The organism is Thermococcus radiotolerans, assembly GCF_002214565.1.
Lineage (GTDB): Archaea > Methanobacteriota_B > Thermococci > Thermococcales > Thermococcaceae > Thermococcus > Thermococcus radiotolerans.
Window position 1 is genome coordinate 1195679 of record NZ_CP015106.1, and the last position, 18226, is coordinate 1213904.

An 18226-nucleotide genomic window follows, 5' to 3' on the forward strand; every position below is an offset into this window, starting at 1 on the left:
TTCAGACCCTCCTAAAGACGTTAACGGTTATGTTCGAACCGGTTCCACCTATGTTCTGGGTCAGGCCGATTTCCGCGTCAGGCACCTGGCTCGGCGCCTCACCGCGGAGCTGGAGGACGGCCTCAACCGTCTGGTAAACTCCTGTGGCCCCGACCGGGTGACCGCGAGCCTTGAGACCTCCCATGGTCTGTATCGGGTAGTCCGCGTCAATCGCTATCTGCCCCTCCTTGGCCAGCTTCGCTCCCTCTCCCTTCTTGGCAACGCCGAGGGCCTCGAGGCTGAGTGCCGCCATGACGGTGAAGGCATCGTGAACCTCGAAGAAGTCGATGTCCTTGGCCTCAACGCCGGCCATCTTGTAGGCCCTTTCGGCGGCGACTTTGGCGGCCTTCAGAACGAGGAGGTCCTCCCTGTTGGCGAGGTTTATTGTGTCTATGGCGCGCCCCATTCCTGCAACCTCGACCCACTTCTCCTTCGGAACGCCTAGCTCCTTCGCCTTCTCGGGCGTTGTGATTATCACCGATGCCGCACCGTCACAGACCGGCGAGGCGTCGAAGAGCTTGAGCGGGTCGGCAACGTAGGGGCTCTTGAGAACGGTCTCAACCTTAATCGGGCGCTTGAACATGGCGTAGGGGTTCTTGGCGCCGTTGGCGTGCGCGTTAACTGCGAAGAGTGCCAGATCCTCCTCGGTGTAGCCATAGGTCTTCATGTAATAGCGCATCACGAGCGCGTTTAGGGCTACGAAACTTGCCCCGTGGAACAGCTCCCACTCGGCATCGGCAGCGTAGGCAAGGTATCTGGTGGCGTCGCTCGGCCAGGCGTCGGTCATCTTCTCGACGCCGACGACAGCGACCACGTCTTCCAGCCCGCTGAGGACGGCCTTAACGCCCTCCTGAACCGCGGCACCGCCGCTGGCACAGGCGGCCTCGATTTTAACGGCAGGGATGTTTCCAAGTCCGGCCCAGTCGGCTATGAGCGCGCCGAGGTTCTCCTGCTCAACGAAGGATCCTGAGATCATGTTTCCAACGTATAGAGAATCGACCCTGTCTATCCCAGCGTCGTCCATCGCGTTGAGGAGCGCCTCGACTGCGAGGTCCCTCAATCCGAGCTTCCAGTGCTCCCCAACCGGGGTCATACCGGCACCGATTATGACTGCCTTCCTCATCTCAACCACCTCACAGGATGTACTTCCTCCTCGCCTTCGCGTAGAGGGCGTAGTCTATGTACTTCTTCCTGTTCACGTAGTCCATGGTCTTCGGAGCCAGCTCACGCTTCTCCTCGATGGCGTCCTGAACGACTATGCTGAAGGCGTCGCTTCCCGCGCCGGAGCCAAAGCTGACCCACAGAATCCTGTCGCCGGGCTTGGCTATGTCGAGAACCGCTGAAACACCGACCATCGTTGCACCGCTGTAGGTGTTTCCAATGATGCCCGAGAGAAGTCCGGGGAGTATCTTCTCCTTTGGAATTCCAAGTATCTTACCGATGGTAAGCGGGAACTTGACGTTCGGCTGGTGGAAGACTGCATAATCAAACTCATCCACAGTGAGGTCTAATTCCTCCATGAGAATCTTAGCCGCGTTGACTATGTGGTGGAAGTAGGCAGGCTCACCGGTGAACCTGTTGCCGTGCCTTGGGTAGTGCTCGTGCTGGCGCCTCCAGAAGTCCGGCGTGTCTGTAACGTAGGAGTAGCTGCCCTCGAAGTAGGCGACGGTCTCGCTGCTCTTCTCACCGACTATGAAGGCCGCTCCACCCGCTCCAGCGGTGAACTCGAGGTGGTCGCCGGGCCTTCCCTGTGCGGTGTCGGCACCGATGGCCATGGCGTAGTCGGCCATCTCGGAGCCGACGAAACCTATGGCAGTCTGTAGTGCCTCGGTTCCGGCCTTACAGGCGAACTCGAAGTCGGCCGTGCTTACATCGGGTGTGGCGCCGATGGCCTCGGCTATGACCGTGCCGGTGGGCTTGACGGCGTAGGGCTTGCTCTCGCTTCCAAACCACACGGCCCTGATGAGCGCCGGGTTTATGCGAGCCCTCCTGAGTGCGTTTCTCGCGGCCTCAATTCCTATCGTGAGCGCGTCCTCGTCGAGACCGGGGACGGCCTTCTCCTGTATCGGGAAGCTGGAAACTCCCCAGACCCTTCCTATCTCTTCGGCTTTGATTCTATACATTGGGACGTAGACACCGTAGCCGACGATGCCGACTTCGCGCCTTGGCTTCAGGAGCTTTTTCATGGGGCATCACCTACAAAAGCTGAACGTAACTTCGGCTAAGGTTCATGAGCGAGTTATAAAAGTCTTTCGGTGAAAGTGAAAGGCTTTTTCGACGATTGGCGATAAAAAAGGACGGAAAACGAAGGAACGTCTTTATGGCTTCCTCACAACGAACAGCGCGTGGTCCTTCTCGTAGGGTTCGAGCGAAAGCCTCTCAACGACCTCGAAGTAGCTCGCGAGCTCCTTCTCGACCTCCTTGAAGACCTGCCCCGGCTCCTTGGTCACGTCGATGCTCCTGCTCTTGACGCTTATCATGCCGTAGCCGCCGCTCTTGAGGTAGATCTTGGCGTTGTCTATGAGTATCTTCGCCTGCGTCGGCTGGGCGACGTCCTCAAAGATGACGTCGACCTTAGGCACGAGCGCACGGTAACCCTCAGGCTTTGTCGCATCGCCGAGTATCGGCACGATGTTCCTGCGCTCATCAACCAGCGGGACGAGCTCCCTCAGGACCCTAGGTGAGAATTCCACGCCAAAGACCTTCCCCTCCCAGCCGACGATGTCGCTGACGTGGGAAGCGGTCGTTCCGCTCGCGACTCCAAGGTAGAGAACCTTCGAGCCCGGCTTTATCGGGAAGTTCTCCAGGCCGTTGAGTATGGCAGCGGCGAGCTTTGAGCGCCTCGGATTCCAGACCCGATACTCCTCGCCCTCGAACTTAATCAGCCTCTCGCCGTAGACCTTCTGGCCCGGAACGAGGTTCTTGGTGGCTATCTTCTCGCTACCGTCCTCATCAACGAAGACGTAAACGCCGGGGAACCTGCCCTTCTTAATCCTCATCTACCTCACCTCTTGCCCTTCTTCTTTTTCTTTCCGCCTTTCTCGCCCTTCTTACCCTTTCCTGCCTTTTCCTTCTTCTTTCCACCGAAGCCCTTGCCCCGCTTTTCTTTCCCCTTGAACTTCTTCTTTTTCTTCTTTTCAGGCTTGGCCTTCCTCTTGGGCGGGTTCGGATACTTCTGCTTTATCTCCTGGATGCGCTGCTCTATCTCCTGCTTCAGCTCCTCGGCTATGTATTCACCGGAGAAGTAGTCAACCCTGGCAGCTATGGCGAGCTTTCCAGCTAATGCCCTCGCTATCTTACCCCTCTGCCACCACGGCGAGCGGTTTATGGCAGGATACTGGAAGATGACGCCGTGCTTAGGTGGCTTGGCACCACTCCTCAGGTGCCTGAAGAGCGCCTTCTCGGCACCGAGAACCTGTATGGTCGATGCCGGCATCATGGCGAGCTCTTTGAGCCCGCCGGCGAGGCTGAGCAGCCTGGCACCGAGCTTGGCACCGACCAGAGCCTTCAGGTTCGGCGCGACCTCGTCCATTGCCATCTCGAGATAGTCCTCTATCTCCTCCCTCAGCTTGTAGAGGTCGCTTATCTCGCTCGCGAGCTTCATTATGATGTCAGCGTCGAACTTGCCAAGGGGAGCGCCCATCGAGGTTTCGGCCGCCTTCAGAATCTTCTCCACCTTGCCCTCGGGGAGGCCGAGGCTCTTGAGCTTCTCCTCGCTCACGTTCTCCCTCGGGCCGACGGTCTTGACGAAGGCAACGTACTGCCCGTGCTTGGGCAGTATCTCGTCGAGCTCAGGGAAGTGAAGGCTGTACCACTCCCTCAAGCGAGAAACGAGCAGGTTGATGACCTTGTCGATGTCGTCGAGGGACTCGATGGCCTGGATTATCATCTTGTCCCTTGCCCCGCTCTGCTCCTGTATGCGGAGCCTCGTCAGGGCAACGCCGACGCTGAAGTACTCGTCGAACCAGTTCTCGCCGAGGAACTCCTCAGGGCTTGAGCGGAGCTTTTCTCCTGCGATGTTCGGAAACTCAGCGGTAGCGTTGTAGCCGAGCTCCTTCAGGTTCCTGCTCAGCTCCGAGTCCTCGAGGATGAACTCGTCGTAGCCCCTCTCCTTAAGCTCGTCGAGGAAAGAAATCAGCTCGTCGCTTGGCTCGCCCTTCAGAAGCCTGTCGAGGCTCACCTCCGGCCTTCCGGAGAAGACCCTCTGATCAATGAGATTACCGCTCTCGTCAAAGGCGTAGATGCCCCTGACGTTCTCAGCCACGTAAGCTTTCATCATCATCACCCTCTCAGTTTTTGTTTCTGAAGTATAAAAGGGTTAGGCGTTTTAAACCCTTGCGTGTATTCGTTCAGCACTGGCACCAACAGAGGCACGCCGGCAGTCGAAAGGTCAGGCCGGTTTGGGTTTAAGTATCATCGATCCGCATTCCACAGGTTTATGTTATGAGCAACGGCTTGGAATTTATACCAATACAGCGGGGTTTTAGCTAAGTTTTCACTTCGGATGATAGAAAGAATTAAATAGCAGAATGCTCTATTGTGTAACACAAACTCCATTGGAATACATATAACGAACTTGAAAACCCTCATTGGTGTTACTGGGAGACATTCCAAAATATCAGCTCCCTCGGATATCTGGAGGTGGCTCCAAAATGGATAAGAACGTAAAGATTGCTATCCTTGTCTTTTCCATTGCTGTAGTTCTCACATTGGGTTACTACATATCCGGAAGCCAATTACCAAGCCAAGACTCCAGTGAGGGAATAGACTACTCCACCATAACCTGCACGCTTGAGACGGAGCCCCAATTCACCCCCGCAAACGCCTGGACCGGCTGGAGCGTCAGAGAGCTTGTAGACAACCGCATGGTGGAGTTCACTGATTTCCTAGAGTTCGTTCCCAGGGTATCGCTGAGTGAAGGAACGAGTAGCGGTTTCCTGCACGCAGAGGACTGGCCGACCGAGATGGGAATAGCGCCCAAGTGCACCCTGGCCGGCAGTGCCGTCTTCTTCGAGAACAAAGATACCGGAAGGGGAATGTACTACCCAGTGGTTGCCGGAAACAGGGGGGCGATAAAAAGGCAGGACATCGAACTGCCTGCGGGGGACGTTTACTTCGCCCACTATGTGATACCAGTGAAGAACGCCACCTGGGAAGTAACAGAGAACCTCGCGAACTCGAACGGGACGGACTTCCTGAGGAGCGGCGGCATCTCAGAGAGGAGAAGAACACAGCTCACCGGGGCCTGCACCTGCCCCGTTGAAGCTGTAATTGCCCAACTCGACGAGGCCATAAAAGCGAAGGGATTCGAGGAAGTTACCTTAGAGAAAAAACCCGCGGAGAATGAATATTTCAGGCCGTTGAGTGCCAAACTATACCGCAGAGGCGATGATTACCTCTACGTGGAATTCGCCAAAGTTAAGGACATGGATCTCGTCAGAGTCCTCATGATAATGGGCGATGAGGAAGTCGTGAAGGCCTACGCGGAAGCCTTCACCGCGGGAAGCGTCGAAGGCTAAAGCCTTTCACTTTTCACAATCGACAGGGCGGGGAATAAAGAGAAGAAGAGCCTCAGTCCTCCCAGGGCTCGGTGTACTTGAGGGCCCAGCCGAACTCCTCCTTGAGGATGTCTATGGCGGCACTCGGGGGGATTATTCCGCGCTCGGTTATGATGACGTCCACGTACTCCGGGGGAGTTACATCAAAGGCCGGGTTCCAGACCTCTATGTTCTTAGGCCAAGTCTTGAGCTCCTCCTCGGGAATGACCTCCGTCGGGTCGCGCATCTCTATCTCGACCAGCTGGCCGAGCATCGTCTCCGGGTGGAACTTGTAGGTTTCCGCGGCGATCATCGTCCATATCCGGTGTTCCTTGGCGGTGAGGGCTATCAGAGCCGTTCCAATCTTGTTTATGACCGCGCCGTTCACGGTTATGCTGTCCGCACCCATGACCACCTTGTCCGTCATCTTCATGTAGTGCCTAGCGGCGCTGTCAACGACATAGATGACCGGGATGCCGTAGCTGGCGAGCTCCTTCGCGGTGAGCTTGCCCTGCCACTTGGGCCTCGTCTCGGTGACGATGACCTTTATGTCCTTGCCCTGCTCGAAGGCTGTCTTCATGACGCTTATGGCAGCTTTGCTGTGGCAGTGGGTCATTATGACGTCTCCATCCTCTATGCGCTTTGCCCCCATCTCACCTATCCTCTCGATGGCCTTCTCGGAGTTGTGGATGAACTCCTTGGCGGCGTTGATGACGACGAACTTGAGCTGGTCGAGGTCGGCGCCGCCCGCGTAGGCAACCTTCCCGCGGTGCATAACGTAACGGAGCGCGTTGGGGAGGGAAACCGCTGTGGGCCTTGTCTCGTACAGTATCTTGGCCGCCTTCTTCATCTCGTTCCAGAAATCGTCAACGTTCGTCGCTTTGCTCTTCTCGGCCTGAAGCTGGAGCGCATAGGCCGCGAAGCGGGCTATCTTGCCAGCCCCCCTAATCTCCATGTTCCTGATTTCGTCGGCAATCTCAAGCACTTCCTTCACTACCGTCATCTCCATCACCCCTCTCAGGTAAACCCAGGTTATGGCGGGAGGGTTTATAGGGGTTTTGTGTTCACCCGTGTTCCTTTCAGTTCGTTGATGTTCTTAAAAATACCTTCACCGAGCAGTTTACAAATGTAAACGGCACTAACGACCATTGCAGAAAGATTTATAACCAATCGCCGCTACCCCTTAAGTGTATAGATTTGATGACGTGCTCAAAAGTGTGCATCTGATGGGGGGAACGGAAGTGGAGGAAAAACTTATGCGCAAGCTGAGTTCAGGGTCACTGGATTTTGAGACGTACTTCTCGGACAAGGCTCAGGGTATGAAGGCCTCGGAGATTAGGGAGCTCCTCAAGCTCGTTGAAGCTGGAGACGTCATCTCCCTTGCCGGCGGCCTTCCCGCTCCCGAAACCTTCCCGGTTGAGACCATAAAGGAGATAGCCGCCGAGATTCTCACCCACCACGCCGACAAGGCCCTGCAGTACGGAACCACCAAGGGCTTCACGCCGCTCCGCCTCGCTCTGGCGGACTGGATGGAGAAGCGCTACGGCATCCCGACTAGCAAGGTCGAGATAATGATGGTCGCCGGTTCGCAGCAGGCGCTCGACCTCATAGGAAGGGTCTTCATAAACCCCGGCGATATAGTCGTGGTCGAGGGGCCGACATATCTCGCGGCACTCAACGCGTTCAAGTACTACGACCCCGAGTTCCTCAGCATCCCCATGGACGACAACGGTATGATGGTTGACCTCCTCGAGGAGAAGCTCAGGAAGCTCAACGCTGAGGGCAAGAAGGTCAAGTTCGTCTACACCGTTTCAACCTTCCAGAACCCGATGGGCGTCACGATGAGCCTGGACAGGAGGAAGAGGCTCATAGAACTCGCCAGGGAATACGACTTCCTCATCGTCGAGGACAGCCCGTACAGCGAGCTCAGGTATTCGGGCGAGCCCATACCGCCCATAAAGCACTTCGACGACGAGGGCCGCGTCATGTACCTCGGAACCTTCTCGAAGATACTCTCCCCGGGAATGAGGCTCGGTTGGATAGCAGCTCACCCGCACTTCATCAGGAAGATAGAGATAGCCAAGCAGGCCGTTGACCTCTGCGCCAACACCCTCAGCCAGGTCATAGCCTGGAAGTACGTGGCGGACGGCCACCTCGACGAGCACATACCGAAGATAATAGAGTTCTACAAGCCGCGCAGGGACGCCATGCTGGAGGCCCTGGAGGAGTACATGCCCGAGGGCGTCAAGTGGACCAAGCCCGATGGAGGAATGTTCATCTGGGTCACCCTCCCAGAGGGCATTGACACCAAGGTGATGGCCGAGAAGGCCATAAGCAGGGGCGTTGCCTACGTGCCCGGCGAGGCATTCTTCGCCCACCGCGAGGTCAAGAACGCCATGCGTCTGAACTTCACCTACGTGCCCGAGGAGAAGATACGCGACGGCGTTAAGAGGCTCGCCGAGGTCATAGAGGAAGAGATGAAGGCCCTTAAGGGCTGACGTCCCTTCTTTTCTTCCCACAAAGCTTTTTATTCTGACGTGAACACATCACTAGGTGGTGGTACTTATGAGGCCATTGATAGGCATAATAGGTCAGGTTGACCCCTCCAAAAACAGGCTTTTTCTTGACCGCAGGCACGTTGAGAAGGTCACCGCTGCCGGGGGCGTTCCGGCGGTTTTCAACGTAAACTCCTCCCCCGAGGAGGTTCTTGAGCACGTGGACGGTGTGCTGCTCATCGAGGGGCCAGACGTCCATCCCCACTTCTACGGAGAGGACCCCTCGGGCGCGATAAAATACGTTGATGTTGACAGGGACGAGTTTGAGATACGGCTCGTGAAGAGGGCCGTGGAGATGGGCGTTCCGATACTCGGCATATCCCGCGGGATGCACGTGATAAACGTGGCCCTCGGGGGAACGCTCTATCAGGACCTGAACGACATCCCAAAGGCCATAAAGCACGACTGGGACGTCGAGCTGATTGGACCGACCCAGAGGGTTCACGGCGTCAGGATAAAGACCAGCTCCACCCTCTACGAGATACTCAAGGACGAACTGGACATAGAGGGAACCAACGAGGTCTACCTCAGGGTCAACAGCTTCCACCACCAGGCGGTTAAGAGGGTCGGTGAGGGAATAAAGCCAGTTGCCTACGCCGTGGACGGTCTGATAGAGGCCATCGAGGGAACCGAGGGATTCATAATTGGCCTGCAGTGGCAGCCGGAGTACCTGCCCGAGATGGACAGGGTCTTCGAGGCCTTCGTCAAAGCCGCCGCCGAGTACCGCAGGGACAAGCTTGAGATGGAGAAGATAGAGATAGAGGCCGAGCTCAGGGAGGAGCTCACAAGGGAACAAGATGAGAGCCATCACAGCTCGGAAACGACCGATAGCCCTCCCGACACGAACCAAACGTGATCCCTTTCCCCAAAACCTTCCTCTCCGCCTCCCTTAGGATTTCAAACCTCAGCTCGCGGGGCAGGTAGTGGTATCCCCCAATCCTCTCCCCCTTCTCGTAGAGGGGCCACAGCTTTTCCATTAGCTCCGGAAACTTGGCGAACATCCTCCTCTTTGAATCGGGCCTCAGTTTGAGTGTCGAGACGGTTATGTGGCTCACGAAGCTCAGGGCATCGAGGGTTTCATCGAAGTCCTCCCAGGTGTAGAACGGTATTATTGGGTCGATGCGGGCGTAAACTGGAATACCGGCATCCTTCGCCTTCTCAAGCGCCCGGATTCTCGCCCTTGGGGAAGGGGCGTTCGGCTCCAGCAGCTTCGCCTTCCGTTTATCCACTGTGGTCACGGTTATCCCGACGGCGCACTTGAGATCGCTCAGAACGTCCAGGTCGCGCTCAAAGATGTCGGACTTCGTAAGGAGCAGGCAGCGGACGTCGTAGCGCCTGAAGAGCTTGAGAACGCTCCGGGTTATGCCCAACTCACGTTCAATCGTTGGATACGGGTCGGAGGAGTAGGAGAGCGCTATTATGTGGCGCCGGTCAAAACGCCTCAGCTCGCGCTCCAGCTTCGGCAGGAGACCCTCTTTAGTCCGCACGCGGAAGGCATTGGAGATGTAGCTCGTTATATAGCAGTAAACGCACGCGTGGTCGCAACCGGTATAGACGTTGAGAGTGTACTTGAAGGGACAGGTGCAGAGCTTAGCCTTCCACGGGTCGAAGGGCCGGATATACATATTCCTGCCTACGAAAAGTCCTTAAAAGGGATTGCGTCTACACCAACGGGTGAAAAAGATGACAAATGAAGTTAGAGGACGGGTTAAGTGGGTCGAGAACATGCAGTTCGTGGGAAAGATGGACACCGACCAGTGCGCGATAATCCTCGGAGACGGCGGTATAAGTCCCATGAAGCTCCTTCTTCTGAGCGTTGCCGGTTGCACCGCCTACGACGTGGTTATGATCCTCCAGAAGATGCGCGAGCCCATTGAAGGACTGGAGGTCGAGATTTCAGGCGAGAGGCGCGATGAGCACCCGAAGATATACGACAGGGTGCACCTCCACTACAGGATATACGGGGACGTGAGGGAGGAAAAGGCCAGGCGTGCGATAGAGCTGAGCCAGGACAAGTACTGCTCGGCATCCGCCCACGTGAAGCTCAGCGGCGCTGAAGTTACGTATTCCTTCGAGATAATCAGGGGTTAGGTTTTTAACCTCCTCTTCTTCCCGCCTTCGGGTGGTGACGTGATAGAGCTGGTCAAGCACTTCGTGATACTCTACGGTGGGCTGTTCGCGATAACAAACCCGGTTGGAGCCGTTCCGGTGTTCCTTGGAGTCACTCACGACCTTTCCAGGAGGGAAAGGCGGGAGATAGCCAGAAAGACCGCGATAACCGTGGTCGTTACACTCGTAACCTTTGCCCTCATAGGGGAGTGGATATTCAAGTTCTTCGGCTCCAGCACGGACGCCTTCGCGATAGCCGGTGGGATACTGCTCTTCAAGATGGCTATGGAGATGCTCTCAGGGAAGCTTTCCTCGGTCAAGATAAGCAGGGAAGAAACCGAGGAGTTCAGCGAGGAAGTCGTCACCCTCGAGGAGGTCGCTGTGATTCCCCTAGCGATCCCGTTGATTTCCGGCCCCGGCGCGATAACGACGGTGATGCTCTACATGGCTAAGAGCACATCCATACCTGAGAAAGGGGCGGTCATAGCAAGCATAGCTGCGATAGCCGTAACCGTCTGGCTCATCCTCTGCTCGTCCAACGGGATACAGAGGAGGCTCGGCAGGGTGGGAATAAAGGTCATGACGAGGATGATGGGGCTGATACTGACGTCCATGGCGGTGCAGATGATAATCAACGGCATCAAGGGGGCGTTTGGAATTTAGGCCCCTAAATCTCATTCTTCACCATTTTTAACAACTCGAAAAAGTTAAATATCATAAGCGTTCTATATGTAACGGATTCGGAAAGTAAAAACACGCACTGTTCGTTATCTGTACTCGGGGGTCACCCATGGGGAAGGGAGCAACCGGTCTGGTGCTCGCGCTGGCCGTTATATTCCTCGTGCTTTTTGGGGCGGTTATTTTAAAGAGAGGGGACGAGAGCCCAAAAACCTGCATTTTCTCCTCGGATTTTCCCCTCGTTCAGTCGCCACACGTCATAAACGTAGCGTACTACCCCGAGAACGGCTCCAAGGTAAGCTTCAGTGAAGGCTTCGGAGCCTGGCCGATTAGTGGGGGAAGCGGGTATTCCATAATAGACGAATGGGCCACAGAGCTCGGCATAACTCCACCCTGCCATATCCAGCGCGGAGAGGTCAGGGTCAAGATAGAGAAAGGTGCCAAGGCCTCCCACAGCGTTCACCTCTGCCATCACAATCCGAATCCGACGGATCCACTCTGGGAGAAGTGCCTCAAAGAATACACTCTCAGGACGGAGCTAATGATTCCGTCAGGAGAAGTGAAGATTGCCACCTTCGTCGTTCCCATAGGCGGAGGAAGCTGGAAGAAGACCGACATGCCCTTCTGCGGGAAGGCCCTCAACCTAACATCCGCCGGGGCCTGCCCACCTGCGACTGCCTGGGTCAACGGGACCTGCAGTTGCACTCCGGAGGAAATTCTGAAGATCACGGTGAAGAGGTTAGAGTCAGCCGGCTTCATGAAGCATGAGGATGTGAAGGTCTTGGAAACGGAAGTACTGAAACCCATGTACTCGGCCCTCTTTGTTAAGGACGATGAGTACCTCTACGTGGAATTCGTGGAAGTCAAGGGCATGAATCTGATGAGAGTCCTCATGATAATGGGCGATGAAAAAACCGTCAGAGCCTACGCGGGGGCATTCAGTAGTGCCCCCTGAGCAATCACCCTTTTAAACTTCCCCACCAACTCTCTAATGGTGTTGAAGATGCGTGGAGACCTGATCCGTGTTCTGAGCACCGTGGAGGAGAAGGCCAACGAGCTGAAGCTCGACGGCTACGAACCCGACATAGTCCTCCTTGGAAAGGAGGCGTACGAGTTCATAAGGGCGCAGATAAACGAGGAGTTCGGCGACGAGGAAGAGGTTTTCGAGCTCTCCGGGCTCAAGATACGCACCCTCGACGAACTCGACGGTGACGCCGTCGTCGTGGACAGCAAGGCGCTGGGCCTCGGTCTGGGCGGGGCGAAGCGCTTCAAGGTCGTCCTATGACTCCCCAGACCCTTCCGTTTCTCAATTCTATCCTTAATCCCCTGAGAACGAGCAGGCTGAGCGAGACGGCCATGACGTCCGCCAGGCTGCCCGGGTTTCTCAGGTCGCCCCTCTCGCGCATGAAGGCATCGAACTCCTCAACGCCGAGCTCTCCGGCGAGAACCTTCCCGGCATTCTCCCGAACGAGCTTCGCCTCCTCCAGGCCTGCCTTTCTGACTATCAGCGTGTCGAGGTTTGTTGCAAGCAGCTCAACGAAGGCCCTCACGACGGCGTCCTCCAGCGGGAGCTCCTTTATCAGCTCGTAGAGCCTTCCGAAGGTGGAGTAGCTCAGCTCGTATTCCTTGAGCCACTCGCAGAATATCAGCTCTCGTTCACAGCTTATCTCGGCGAGCCTGGCGAGGTTAATCCCATCCTGGAAAAGTTCCCTGAAGGAATCGTCGGAATAAACGTCGTACTTGACGCCACTGGGGATTCCCTTGGGATTGGCTATTCTTATCGCCCGGTAGAGCTCCATCGTGTCCCTGACCGTCGATTCCTCTATCAGCAGCCTCGCCTTTTTCCTCGCATCGAGCATGTTCCTCCCAATCGTCATCCCCATTATAAGGGGAAGCGAGAGGGCCACAACGCCAAAGTTGGGGTTGGCGTCCTGGGCCTCGCGCGATGCCTGAACCGCCCGCTTTATCAGCTCCCCGAGTCCCGCTTCCCGGGGCTCGAGGATGCCCTTCCGCAGAAGCTCCGCCGTCTTCACGGCCTCGTAGTAAACTCCCGTGACGGCCGTGTCGGCGAAGAGAAAGTGGTAGAAGGTGAGGTCGTCGAAATCCCTGAGCCTGCTCACGTTGCCCGGTTTTGGAACCGCGGCCTCGAGGAGCGGACCGAGGGTGAAGGCGCGGACTATTCTCCACCTCTCCATTCAGACCACCAGGTAGAGGAGCAGATAAATCAGGTAGGCAGCTATTACGAGCTTCCTCGCCGTTCTCTTGGTCAGGAAGTACAGGCCTATCGCGATGAGGGTAACCCCTCCGAACGCCTCCTTGATGTAGGGCGCGTAGGGCTGGAGCCAGCCGAGGAACGCGGGGTCGAACTCCCTGAGGAGGACGAGCAGGCCTATGAAAACGAGTATTATCCCGAGGGTTCTCATCTCAATCACCTTTCACCAGCAGTATTATGCCTATCACGAGGAAGACGACCGCCAGGGCGGTTTTGGGGTCAACAACCGGCATCACCAGCGGGAAGAACGGGCCGGCCAGTAGAATCGCACCCAGGATTATGAGAACTATCGCAAGGGCTTTGGAGTTCTCGCTTCCCGAGAAAACCTCCCCGAGCCTCTCCCCGGTCTCGTCCACGAGCTCGGTGATTTTATCCCCTAGGGGCTTTTCTTCCCCCTCCTCCCCCTCTTCGGGTATTATCAGGGCCACTATGAAGTAGAGCAGTCCCATAGCCACAGGGTTGGAGACGAAGAGCACCGCGAAGATGATCCTGACCAGCGTTGGGTCAACGTCCAGATGCTCCGCTATGCCGCCAAGAACCCCCAGGAGGATTCTGTCCTTCCGCGAGCGTGTGAGCTTCCTCGCCATGGTTTCCACCAGAGGTAAGAAAATCCGGGGGCTTAAAAAGTCATCCCCCCACAGTGATGTCGCCCACCACGTCCCTCACTGTGATGACGACGGTGCCGTTCTTCCCATTGGCCGTGTTGGTCACGTCCCCCACGATGTCCTTGACGGTAAGCACCGCCCCAAAGCCCGGGGGAACGGTTATGGTCACGTCGCCAACCACGTCGCTTATCGTCGCCCTCCCTGCGACGTTGAGGGAGACACCGCCCACGATGTCAGAGAGGTCGTAATCGTTCCAGGAGGTTCCCATCACCTTCCCCACAACGTCAGTAATGTCGATTCCAGCCGAGTCCGCGGCCACCAGAACATCCCCAACAACATCGTGGACGTTCAGACCCAGCAGCCTCCCAGGAACCTCGACTATAACGGTACCGTTCCTGTAATCGTTGCAGACGTTCCTGTGGCTGATGCCAACCCTCTTCGTGGGGCAGTAGACGGTAAGAACCCCGTTCTCCAGGCTGGCGTTTATCGGCAGGTTGCTCCTAACCACGATCTCGCTCACGTTGGCGCCGACGACCGAGACGTCGCCGACCACGGCCGTCACCTCCAGAACGGAGGCGTTGAATTCGCCAATCTCGACGACCTTCCCCGCCACTTTCCTCGGGGTTATCCCGTCTATGCTGATGTCTCCCCTGATGGCCAGGACTGTGAGAACCGCACCGATCAGAAGGACCGCGAGGGCCACGCCGAGCACTGCTCCCAGGACACCACCTCTTCGTCTCATGAATCACACCGATGAAAATATTCTCATTTTCCGTATAAAGTTTACGCCCGGCAAGAGTTACAAAGAAAAGTTGAAGGTCAGCGGAGGAGCTTGACGAACTCCCTCATCCAGGCGTAGAGGTCACCGGGATGCCTCGAGCTGACCCAGTTGCCGTCAACCACGACCTCTGAGTCTATCCACTCTGCCCCCGCGTTCCTCACGTCGTCCCTGATGGTTATCGTGCTCGTTCCCTTTCTGCCCCTCAGAACGCCGGCCGAGATGAGTATCTGCGGGCCGTGGCAGATGCTCGCTACCGGCTTTCCTGCCTCGAACATCCTCTTGGTTATCTCAACGACCTTCTCGTTGAGCCTGACTATCTCTGGAGCCTTTCCTCCGGGCAGAACCAGGGCATCGAACTCGTCCGGGTCAGTCTCGTCAAAAGTCAGGTCAACGTTCACGGAATAACCGTGCTTTCCGGTTATCTTTCCCCTCTCGAAGCTCGCCACGTAGACCTCGTGGTTCTCCTCTTTAAGCCTGTGGAGCGGGTATATAAGCTCCAGGTCCTCGAAGCCGTCGGCACTCAGAAACAGCACCCTCATTCAGAACACCCCCATCCAAACGCTCAGAGAGAAATAGAAAGGGGACATTTATAATCCTTTCTGGGCAGAAATGGTCAGAGCGGAAGCTCCGTGGTCTCCTTGTGAACCTTGAGGACGACCATCGTATGAGTAGCCACGACGCCGTCAATCTCGCCGATGGTGTCCAGGAACTCGTTGAGCTCCTCGCTTCCGCGGGTTCTTATCTTGACGAGCATGTCGTAATCGCCGGTGGTCTCGAATATCTCAACGATCTCGGGGTACTTCTTAAGCTCACTCGCGACGTACGAGTACTTGCCGGCCTTGGCCTTTATCAGTATGAACGCCAGAATCTTGAAGCCGAGGGACCCGGGATCCAGTATGACGGTGAACTTCTTTATTATTCCACGCTCCTTAAGCTTTTTAATCCTCTCGTAAACGGTCGATTCGGCGAGATTGACCTCTTTCGAGATCTCCCTCAGGGGCGTTCTGCTGTTCTTTTGGAGGATGGCGAGAATCTTTCTGTCCACATCGTCCAAACCCGTTCGCATGAGCATCACCGTCTGTAAAAAATTTTCGGAAGATTTTATAAACTTGCCGATTTCAGAACCACAGCGTTTATAAAACGCCGCTCGCCTCTTACTTCAGAGCTTCTGGGAGGGTCAGGGATGCCAACCAACGTAACAGCGGAATACCTAGCGGCGGAGGAGGAGTACAGAAACGCCAAGACTATTCCAGAGAAGATTCGGGCCCTCGAAAAGATGTACGCCACCGTCCCGAAGCACAAGGGGACGGAAAAGCTCAGACTGCAGATAAAGAGAAAGCTCGCCGAGCTGAGGAAGGAGCTGGAGAAGCAGCGCCAGATGAAGAAGGGCGGCGGCGGGCCGTCGATGTCTGTGAGAAAGGAGGGCGCGGCGCAGATCGTTCTCGCAGGTCTTCCCAACGTCGGAAAGAGCTCACTCATGAAGGCCCTGACCAACGTGGATATAGACGTTGCCGATTACGCATTCACCACGGTTGAACCTATCCCGGGCATGATGCACCACAAAGACGTCCAGATCCAGCTCGTTGAGGTTCCGGGCCTCGTTGAAGGTGCCGCCCTTGGAAAGGGGATGGGACCGCAGCTCCTCAGCGTCGTGAGAAACGCCGATGCGATAGCCATCGTGGTTGACCTCTCCCAGGACCCGGTGAAGCAGATGGAGACCCTCCTCAAGGAGTTTGAGAGGGCCGGAATAAAGCTGAACAAGCGCCGTCCGAGAGTCGAGATAAAGAGGACGGCTATGGGCGGAATCGTCATCAACGGCCAAGAGAACATCAAGGGAGACATCAGCGAAGTCATGAAGATGCTCAGGGAAGAGCGCATTCACTCAGCCGAGATAACCGTCAAGGAACCGGTAACGCTGGAGGAGTTCGCCGATGCCCTGGATGAAAGCCTCGTCTGGAGGAGGGCGATAATCATAGCCAACAAGGGTGACGCCCCCGGAAGCAAGGAGAACTACGAGAAACTCGTTGAGGCCTACGGTGACAGGTTCAAGATAATTCCCGTCTCGGCGAAGAGGAAGATACAGCTGGACAGGCTCAAGGACGAACTCTACGAGCTGGCCGGAATCATCCGCGTCTTCACCAAGAGTCCCGGCGAGGATCCGGCTTACCCGCCCGTGCCGCTGAAGAAGGGCTCAACCGTTATGGATTTAGCTGAGAGGATTCACAAGGACTTCGCCAAGAACTTCCGCTATGCTAGAGTCTGGGGCAAGAGCGTGAAATTCCCTGGCCAGCGCGTTGGGGCCGACCACGTGCTTGAAGATGGAGATATAGTGGAGATTCACGCGAGGTAGAAAGGTTTTTCTTGATAATCTTCAACATATCAAGTGGGTGGAAGTATGGAAAGCACAACGCCTGAGGGGTTTCGTGACTTTCTCGGCCCAAGGCCAGAGAGGGAGCTTCTTCTCCTCGCCGCCATAGAACTCTACCGGGAGGGGAAGCTGAGCCTTGGAAAGGCCGCTGAATTTGCAAGTTTGAGCGTGAGAGAATTCCTCTACGAGTTGAGAAAGAGAGACGTGCCGATAAACTACACCAAGGAAGAGGCCGAGGCGGACATCAGGACCATTGAGGGTCTGGGATGATTGTGATATCAAACACGAGCCCCTTGATAAGATTATCAAACATCGGGAAGCTTGGAATATTCCATGAGCTTTTTGGAGAAGTTCTTGTGCCACCGGCGGCTGCTAGAGAATTTGGTGAAAGCCTTCCGGAGTGGATAGCAGTTAAGCATCCCAAAGATGATCCTCTCGTCAGCGCCCTTTCAAAACTCCTTGGAGACCGTGAATCCGAGGCGATAGCCCTCGCCATTGAACCCAATGCCGATTTTCTGATACTCGACGATCTGAAGGCAAGGAAAATTGCAAAAGATATGGGAATCAAAGTCATCGGAACCGCAGGTGTTCTATTGCTTGCGAAAAAGAGGGGCATTGTTAATGAGGTGAAGCCGCTCCTCATGGCGCTTGTGGATAGGGGATTCAGAATCTCCAATGACGTTATCGAGGTTATACTCAAAGCGGCGGGAGAGGGTTAGTCATAAGGTACTGGAGGAGTTTTCGCTTACCTGCACCACGGTCCCTTGCACTTCCTTCCGTCCTTCCCAACGAGCCTCTCTAGGCTGAACTCCTTTCCGTCAAGACTGTCCAGGAGGAACTTCTCCCCGTCCTTCTCGAAAATCCAGAAGACCTTGTATGCCTGGGCATCACGGATTATCTCTATCCTCGGAAGCCACCACGAGACGACCCTTGAGTTGCCCCAGGTTATCGCGCTTTCAAAGGCCTTCATCCTCGCCTCCTCGTAGTCCACCAGCGGCTCCATGACCTTTTTCTCATCGACGTCCCACTCGTAGAGGTCTATGAAGCCGTCACCCCTCTCCGCCCCGAGACGGTACAGGTCGACGTAGGCGAAGTAGTCAAAGACCCTGTCGCTTCTGCCCAGACGCTTGTAGAACAGCTTCAGGTGGAATATGTGGTAGGGGTATAGAACGAAGTCGGCATCCGGCACCTCGGGTTTGAATATAGGTCTCATGACGTTGACCCTCATATTTCAGCCCCAAATCTACGTACCCCCATGGCCTATTAACTGTTACCCTTTGTT

23 protein-coding genes are annotated in these 18226 nt (G+C 55.9%); 10 read left to right on the forward strand and 13 right to left on the reverse strand.

What is annotated here, in order from left to right; all coding sequences use genetic code 11:
• Position 1: 1 nt before the first annotated feature.
• From A3L10_RS06670 to A3L10_RS06685, 4 genes are all read right to left on the reverse strand, one after another.
• Positions 2–1162 (reverse strand): thiolase domain-containing protein, encoded by a 1161-nt coding sequence (locus tag A3L10_RS06670; RefSeq protein WP_088866907.1) that lies wholly within the window; start codon positions 1160–1162, stop codon positions 2–4.
• 10 nt (positions 1163–1172) lie between these two features.
• A complete protein-coding gene (locus A3L10_RS06675; RefSeq protein ID WP_088866908.1) occupies positions 1173–2225 on the reverse strand; it encodes a hydroxymethylglutaryl-CoA synthase in 1053 nt (350 codons plus the stop codon).
• 132 nt (positions 2226–2357) lie between these two features.
• Positions 2358–3038 (reverse strand): fibrillarin-like rRNA/tRNA 2'-O-methyltransferase, encoded by a 681-nt coding sequence (locus tag A3L10_RS06680; protein WP_088866909.1) that lies wholly within the window; start codon positions 3036–3038, stop codon positions 2358–2360.
• Between the two features lie 5 nt (positions 3039–3043).
• Positions 3044–4315: a C/D box methylation guide ribonucleoprotein complex aNOP56 subunit gene (locus A3L10_RS06685; protein WP_088866910.1), complete on the reverse strand. Its 1272-nt coding sequence runs from the start codon at positions 4313–4315 to the stop codon at positions 3044–3046.
• 376 nt (positions 4316–4691) lie between these two features.
• On the opposite strand from A3L10_RS06685, the gene A3L10_RS06690 reads away from it, so the two are divergent.
• Positions 4692–5558, forward strand: coding sequence for a hypothetical protein (locus A3L10_RS06690; RefSeq protein ID WP_088866911.1), 867 nt, complete (start codon positions 4692–4694; stop codon positions 5556–5558).
• A gap of 52 nt (positions 5559–5610) precedes the next feature.
• On the opposite strand, the gene A3L10_RS06695 is transcribed toward A3L10_RS06690, so the two are convergent.
• Positions 5611–6579 (reverse strand): ribose 1,5-bisphosphate isomerase, encoded by a 969-nt coding sequence (locus tag A3L10_RS06695; RefSeq protein WP_088866912.1) that lies wholly within the window; start codon positions 6577–6579, stop codon positions 5611–5613.
• Between the two features lie 238 nt (positions 6580–6817).
• Here A3L10_RS06695 and A3L10_RS06700 point away from each other — a divergent pair, with 238 nt between their 5' ends.
• A complete protein-coding gene (locus tag A3L10_RS06700; protein ID WP_088867552.1) occupies positions 6818–8074 on the forward strand; it encodes an aminotransferase-like domain-containing protein in 1257 nt (418 codons plus the stop codon).
• A gap of 67 nt (positions 8075–8141) precedes the next feature.
• Positions 8142–8987: a gamma-glutamyl-gamma-aminobutyrate hydrolase family protein gene (locus A3L10_RS06705; protein WP_088866913.1), complete on the forward strand. Its 846-nt coding sequence runs from the start codon at positions 8142–8144 to the stop codon at positions 8985–8987.
• Here the strand turns inward: A3L10_RS06705 and A3L10_RS06710 are convergent.
• Positions 8914–9756: an SPL family radical SAM protein gene (locus A3L10_RS06710; protein WP_088866914.1), complete on the reverse strand. Its 843-nt coding sequence runs from the start codon at positions 9754–9756 to the stop codon at positions 8914–8916. The two genes, A3L10_RS06705 and A3L10_RS06710, sit on opposite strands and share 74 nt — an antisense overlap.
• Before the next feature lie 58 nt (positions 9757–9814).
• Here A3L10_RS06710 and A3L10_RS06715 point away from each other — a divergent pair, with 58 nt between their 5' ends.
• The 4 genes from A3L10_RS06715 to A3L10_RS06730 all read left to right on the forward strand — a co-directional run bounded on the left by A3L10_RS06715 (position 9815) and on the right by A3L10_RS06730 (position 12203).
• Positions 9815–10222 carry an OsmC family protein gene (locus A3L10_RS06715; protein WP_088181170.1) on the forward strand — a complete coding sequence of 136 codons (408 nt, stop codon included), beginning with the start codon at positions 9815–9817 and terminating at the stop codon, positions 10220–10222.
• A gap of 39 nt (positions 10223–10261) precedes the next feature.
• Positions 10262–10903, forward strand: a complete 642-nt coding sequence (gene snatA, locus A3L10_RS06720) for a neutral amino acid NAAT transporter SnatA (RefSeq protein ID WP_088181169.1) — start codon at positions 10262–10264, stop codon at positions 10901–10903.
• A 127-nt stretch (positions 10904–11030) separates the two neighbouring features.
• Entirely contained in the window at positions 11031–11873 is an 843-nt protein-coding gene (locus A3L10_RS06725) for a hypothetical protein (RefSeq protein ID WP_088866915.1), read from the forward strand.
• A 48-nt stretch (positions 11874–11921) separates the two neighbouring features.
• Complete coding sequence (locus tag A3L10_RS06730) at positions 11922–12203, forward strand: family 4A encapsulin nanocompartment shell protein (protein ID WP_088866916.1); 282 nt, start codon at positions 11922–11924, stop codon at positions 12201–12203.
• Here A3L10_RS06730 and A3L10_RS06735 read toward each other — a convergent pair.
• The 6 genes from A3L10_RS06735 to A3L10_RS06760 form a co-directional block, all read right to left on the reverse strand.
• Positions 12187–13113: a triphosphoribosyl-dephospho-CoA synthase gene (locus A3L10_RS06735; protein WP_088866917.1), complete on the reverse strand. Its 927-nt coding sequence runs from the start codon at positions 13111–13113 to the stop codon at positions 12187–12189. The genes A3L10_RS06730 and A3L10_RS06735 overlap by 17 nt on opposite strands.
• Positions 13114–13341: a hypothetical protein gene (locus A3L10_RS06740; RefSeq protein WP_088866918.1), complete on the reverse strand. Its 228-nt coding sequence runs from the start codon at positions 13339–13341 to the stop codon at positions 13114–13116.
• Position 13342: 1 nt separating this feature from the next.
• A complete protein-coding gene (locus A3L10_RS06745; RefSeq protein ID WP_088866919.1) occupies positions 13343–13777 on the reverse strand; it encodes a PspC domain-containing protein in 435 nt (144 codons plus the stop codon).
• 40 nt (positions 13778–13817) lie between these two features.
• Positions 13818–14537 carry a DUF4097 family beta strand repeat-containing protein gene (locus A3L10_RS06750; RefSeq protein WP_157726907.1) on the reverse strand — a complete coding sequence of 240 codons (720 nt, stop codon included), beginning with the start codon at positions 14535–14537 and terminating at the stop codon, positions 13818–13820.
• A gap of 77 nt (positions 14538–14614) precedes the next feature.
• Positions 14615–15115 (reverse strand): deglycase PfpI, encoded by a 501-nt coding sequence (pfpI, locus tag A3L10_RS06755; protein ID WP_088866921.1) that lies wholly within the window; start codon positions 15113–15115, stop codon positions 14615–14617.
• A gap of 74 nt (positions 15116–15189) precedes the next feature.
• Entirely contained in the window at positions 15190–15642 is a 453-nt protein-coding gene (locus A3L10_RS06760; RefSeq protein WP_088866922.1) for an Lrp/AsnC family transcriptional regulator, read from the reverse strand.
• A gap of 117 nt (positions 15643–15759) precedes the next feature.
• On the opposite strand from A3L10_RS06760, the gene A3L10_RS06765 reads away from it, so the two are divergent.
• The 3 genes from A3L10_RS06765 to A3L10_RS06775 are packed head-to-tail and all read left to right on the forward strand — an operon-like array spanning position 15760 to position 17663.
• A complete protein-coding gene (locus tag A3L10_RS06765; RefSeq protein WP_088866923.1) occupies positions 15760–16926 on the forward strand; it encodes an OBG GTPase family GTP-binding protein in 1167 nt (388 codons plus the stop codon).
• A gap of 45 nt (positions 16927–16971) precedes the next feature.
• Entirely contained in the window at positions 16972–17214 is a 243-nt protein-coding gene (locus tag A3L10_RS06770) for a UPF0175 family protein (protein ID WP_088866924.1), read from the forward strand.
• On the forward strand, positions 17211–17663 hold the full coding sequence (locus A3L10_RS06775) for a DUF3368 domain-containing protein (protein ID WP_088866925.1): 453 nt from the start codon (positions 17211–17213) through the stop codon (positions 17661–17663). Before A3L10_RS06770 ends, A3L10_RS06775 begins: the two co-directional genes overlap by 4 nt.
• A 26-nt stretch (positions 17664–17689) precedes the next feature.
• Here the strand turns inward: A3L10_RS06775 and A3L10_RS06780 are convergent, their stop codons facing one another.
• Positions 17690–18172 (reverse strand): hypothetical protein, encoded by a 483-nt coding sequence (locus tag A3L10_RS06780; RefSeq protein WP_088866926.1) that lies wholly within the window; start codon positions 18170–18172, stop codon positions 17690–17692.
• Positions 18173–18226 lie beyond the last annotated feature (54 nt).

What these genes read in the sequence shown, in the direction of transcription:
- A3L10_RS06705 (WP_088866913.1), top strand. Translation starts at nt 8,142, where the DNA reads ATGAGGCCATTGATAGGCATAATAGGTCAGGTTGACCCCTCCAAAAAC.
- A3L10_RS06745 (WP_088866919.1), bottom strand. Translation starts at nt 13,777, where the DNA reads ATGGCGAGGAAGCTCACACGCTCGCGGAAGGACAGAATCCTCCTGGGG.
- A3L10_RS06680 (WP_088866909.1), bottom strand. Translation starts at nt 3,038, where the DNA reads ATGAGGATTAAGAAGGGCAGGTTCCCCGGCGTTTACGTCTTCGTTGAT.
- A3L10_RS06685 (WP_088866910.1), bottom strand. Translation starts at nt 4,315, where the DNA reads ATGAAAGCTTACGTGGCTGAGAACGTCAGGGGCATCTACGCCTTTGAC.
- A3L10_RS06690 (WP_088866911.1), top strand. Translation starts at nt 4,692, where the DNA reads ATGGATAAGAACGTAAAGATTGCTATCCTTGTCTTTTCCATTGCTGTA.
- A3L10_RS06675 (WP_088866908.1), bottom strand. Translation starts at nt 2,225, where the DNA reads ATGAAAAAGCTCCTGAAGCCAAGGCGCGAAGTCGGCATCGTCGGCTAC.
- A3L10_RS06780 (WP_088866926.1), bottom strand. Translation starts at nt 18,172, where the DNA reads ATGAGGGTCAACGTCATGAGACCTATATTCAAACCCGAGGTGCCGGAT.
- A3L10_RS06695 (WP_088866912.1), bottom strand. Translation starts at nt 6,579, where the DNA reads ATGACGGTAGTGAAGGAAGTGCTTGAGATTGCCGACGAAATCAGGAAC.
- A3L10_RS06770 (WP_088866924.1), top strand. Translation starts at nt 16,972, where the DNA reads ATGGAAAGCACAACGCCTGAGGGGTTTCGTGACTTTCTCGGCCCAAGG.
- A3L10_RS06750 (WP_157726907.1), bottom strand. Translation starts at nt 14,537, where the DNA reads ATGAGACGAAGAGGTGGTGTCCTGGGAGCAGTGCTCGGCGTGGCCCTC.
- A3L10_RS06775 (WP_088866925.1), top strand. Translation starts at nt 17,211, where the DNA reads ATGATTGTGATATCAAACACGAGCCCCTTGATAAGATTATCAAACATC.
- pfpI (WP_088866921.1), bottom strand. Translation starts at nt 15,115, where the DNA reads ATGAGGGTGCTGTTTCTGAGTGCCGACGGCTTCGAGGACCTGGAGCTT.
- A3L10_RS06735 (WP_088866917.1), bottom strand. Translation starts at nt 13,113, where the DNA reads ATGGAGAGGTGGAGAATAGTCCGCGCCTTCACCCTCGGTCCGCTCCTC.
- A3L10_RS06725 (WP_088866915.1), top strand. Translation starts at nt 11,031, where the DNA reads ATGGGGAAGGGAGCAACCGGTCTGGTGCTCGCGCTGGCCGTTATATTC.
- A3L10_RS06670 (WP_088866907.1), bottom strand. Translation starts at nt 1,162, where the DNA reads ATGAGGAAGGCAGTCATAATCGGTGCCGGTATGACCCCGGTTGGGGAG.
- A3L10_RS06730 (WP_088866916.1), top strand. Translation starts at nt 11,922, where the DNA reads ATGCGTGGAGACCTGATCCGTGTTCTGAGCACCGTGGAGGAGAAGGCC.
- A3L10_RS06710 (WP_088866914.1), bottom strand. Translation starts at nt 9,756, where the DNA reads ATGTATATCCGGCCCTTCGACCCGTGGAAGGCTAAGCTCTGCACCTGT.
- A3L10_RS06760 (WP_088866922.1), bottom strand. Translation starts at nt 15,642, where the DNA reads ATGCGAACGGGTTTGGACGATGTGGACAGAAAGATTCTCGCCATCCTC.
- A3L10_RS06765 (WP_088866923.1), top strand. Translation starts at nt 15,760, where the DNA reads ATGCCAACCAACGTAACAGCGGAATACCTAGCGGCGGAGGAGGAGTAC.
- A3L10_RS06715 (WP_088181170.1), top strand. Translation starts at nt 9,815, where the DNA reads ATGACAAATGAAGTTAGAGGACGGGTTAAGTGGGTCGAGAACATGCAG.
- A3L10_RS06740 (WP_088866918.1), bottom strand. Translation starts at nt 13,341, where the DNA reads ATGAGAACCCTCGGGATAATACTCGTTTTCATAGGCCTGCTCGTCCTC.